General features: G+C 60.2%; 1 protein-coding gene. It reads left to right on the forward strand.

Translation table 11 applies throughout. The features are described from left to right. Nucleotides 1–282: 282 nt before the first annotated feature. A partial coding sequence (locus tag ABD059_RS09015) for an S-layer homology domain-containing protein (RefSeq protein ID WP_343879226.1) occupies nt 283–2,914 on the forward strand: 2,632 nt, incomplete at its 3' end.

The raw sequence follows: 2,914 nt of genomic DNA on the forward strand, positions 1-2,914 counted from the left end.
GGGGGGCCCACCACTTTTTTGTTGCGTTCACGAGCGCGATTTTCGCAATTTGATCCGAGAAGGTGCCACCGAGGGGATTGACGGATTCTCATCGGCGCTGCCCCTCAAAAACCGAGTAGCGGGTGCCGAAAGACGAGTAGCCGATGCGCGTTATGAGTGTTTCCTTTCTATTTTTCTTGATCACATAATGGTGCATCCGAGGCCTCGTCCGGTCTCAGTTTGCTGCACAAGGGAGTGCGGCAGACAGCTCTGGCGCAAGCCAAAACTGGAAGAAGAATGTCAGTGCGAAAACTCATTTCGATCCTTCTCGGGCTGCTGATGGTTGCAAGCTTCGGTGTCGCGATTCCCGGAGCAGCAACCGCATCCGAACAGACCCTGTCCTCGGTAGTCCGTTCAACCCCCGTCAACTACACCCCCCATGTGCTTGACGGGATTGTGTTCTCAGTCGCCGAGGTCGGCAACACAATCGTTCTCGGGGGATCGTTCACCCGGGTTCAAGCCAGCGCCGGCGGACCAGTATTGACCCGCAACGGAGTGGTTGCATTCAACAAGAACAACGGTCAGATCAGCACCGGCTTTGCGCCCCAGTTCAACAGCACCGTGCGAAGCGTGGTCGCCGCGGCGGATGGACAGTCCGTCTACATCGGCGGACAGTTTGGAACTCTCAACGGCGCCAGCACCCCGAAGGTGGTGCGACTCGCTCTGAGCAATGGAGCCCGAATCACCGCATTCAATGCGGGGAGTATCAACGCAGTCGTCCACGACATGAAACTCTCCGGTAACCGACTCTTCATCGGCGGAGAGTTCACCGCCGTCAGAGGACAGGCACGAACCGCGCTCGCCGAACTGGATCCTGTCTCCGGTGCACTGCGCACCAATACCAACATTGTCTTCGCCGGCACCCACCGCGGCGGAAACACCTTCGTCCACAAGTTCGATGTCACCCCGGATGGTCGGACCATGGTGGTCACCGGAAACTTCACGTCCATGAACGGGCTGGACCGGGTCCAGGTCGGAATGGTAAATCTATCTTCAGTTACCTCCACCGTGACTGACTGGCAAACCAACCGGTGGAAGCCCAACTGCTACTCCGTCTTCGCCTACTACCTGAACGATCTGGACATCTCGCCAGACGGATCCTACTTTGTGCTTGGCTCCATGGGCGGTTATGGAAGCGGTCCGCCAACCCTCTGCGACACCGTATCCAGGTGGCAAACCAACGCTCGCGGAACCGCGCTCAACCCGGTATGGGTGGATTACACAGGCGGCGACAGCGTTTACGCCCTCGAGGCGACCGGCCCCACCGTCTACTTTGGTGGACACAATCGTTGGATGAACAACCCGTTCCGAGCTGACGCTGCAGGGCAGGGCGCCGTAGGCCGTGAGGGTATCGGCGCCCTGAGCGCTCTCAGCGGACTACCCATGAAGTGGAATCCTGGACGAGACCGCGGCCGCGGCGTCTTCGACCTCCTCGCAACGTCCCAAGGACTATGGGTCGGATCCGACACAGACCGCATCGCCCGCTACCTGTACCGCGCGAGAATCGCGTTGTTCCCGATAGCCGGCGGAACGGCGATACCCGCTGCATCAGCTCCATCGTTGCCAGTCGATGTACTACAAAGCGGGAGACCTAGCGGCTCGGGCCAGACGAACCAGCTGAGCCAGATATATTTCACAGGGAGTCAGGGGTCAGCGGCTAGCCCGAATGTGACGGGTGCCGTCCCGTGGGACAGCGTCCGTGGAGGCTTCGTCGCGGCTGGCTCCACGTATCTTGCAATGGCGAACGGAGAACTGCATCAGCGATCCTTCAACGGCTCACAAATCGGCGGACCAACGGTCCTGAACCTATACGGGCTAACGAACTTCGCCAACGAGATGCAGTCGATGACGGGCTTATTCTACTCAAATGGGCGCATCTACTTCACCCTGGCGGGCCAAACCAGTCTGTTCATGCGTCATTTCGAGCTTGATAGTGGGATTGTCGGTGCGCAGCGGTTTACCGTCGCTGGCCCGACGGGCGGTATGACCTGGAGCAACGTGCGAGGCATGTTCCTCGCGGGCGACAGATTATATTGGGGCGCCGCGGACGGCAATCTCAATGCTCTGGGCTGGACGGCATCGGTGGGTGACGGAACCGTTTCAGGCACTTCCACTACCGTGAGCGGTCCAGCACTGGACGGTACCAACTGGACAGCGAAGGCGCTGATTGCCAAACCGGGAACGGCCCCTTCACCAGCTAATGGCTCACCTTCCGCAAGTTTCAGCCAGACCTGTGATGGCCTTCAGTGCACATTCAATGGTGCGGAATCGACCGATTCCGACGGAACTGTCGACTCGTACGCCTGGACCAGCAGCGACGGCGGATCCGGGACGGCAGCAGTCTTCACCCGGGAGTTCGCATCGGCTGGCACTTATGACGTCGCCGTCACCGTCACCGACAATGACGGTACGACGTCCTCAACTATTGAGACGGTGACCGTCAGCAATGCTCCGCCCTTGAACGAGTCGCCGCAGCTCCGGTTCCCGGACGCTGCGGGCAACGAGCATGAGGAAGCCATCAACTGGCTGGCTGACCGGGGTCTGACCAGCGGTTACGATGACGGAACCTACCGTCCGCTGGCCTCGATCAACCGCGATGCGATGGCGGCGTTCCTCTACCGCCTGGCCGGTGAGCCTGCTTACGCAGAGCCCACCACCTCACCATTCACTGACATCACTCCTGCAACCCAGTTCTACAAGGAAATGGCGTGGATGGCCGAGACCGGCCTGTCGACCGGCTACAGCGACGGCACCTTCCGTCCGCTGGCTCCCGTCAACCGTGACGCGATGGCTGCGTTCATGAACCGCTTCGCTGGCGAGTACTGCAGCATCGCGGACGCAGCCGATTACGATGCACCTCAGGTTGCGCCGTTCC

It is taken from the genome of Arthrobacter flavus (assembly GCF_039526005.1).
Taxonomy (GTDB): Bacteria; Actinomycetota; Actinomycetes; order Actinomycetales; family Micrococcaceae; genus Arthrobacter_D; species Arthrobacter_D flavus.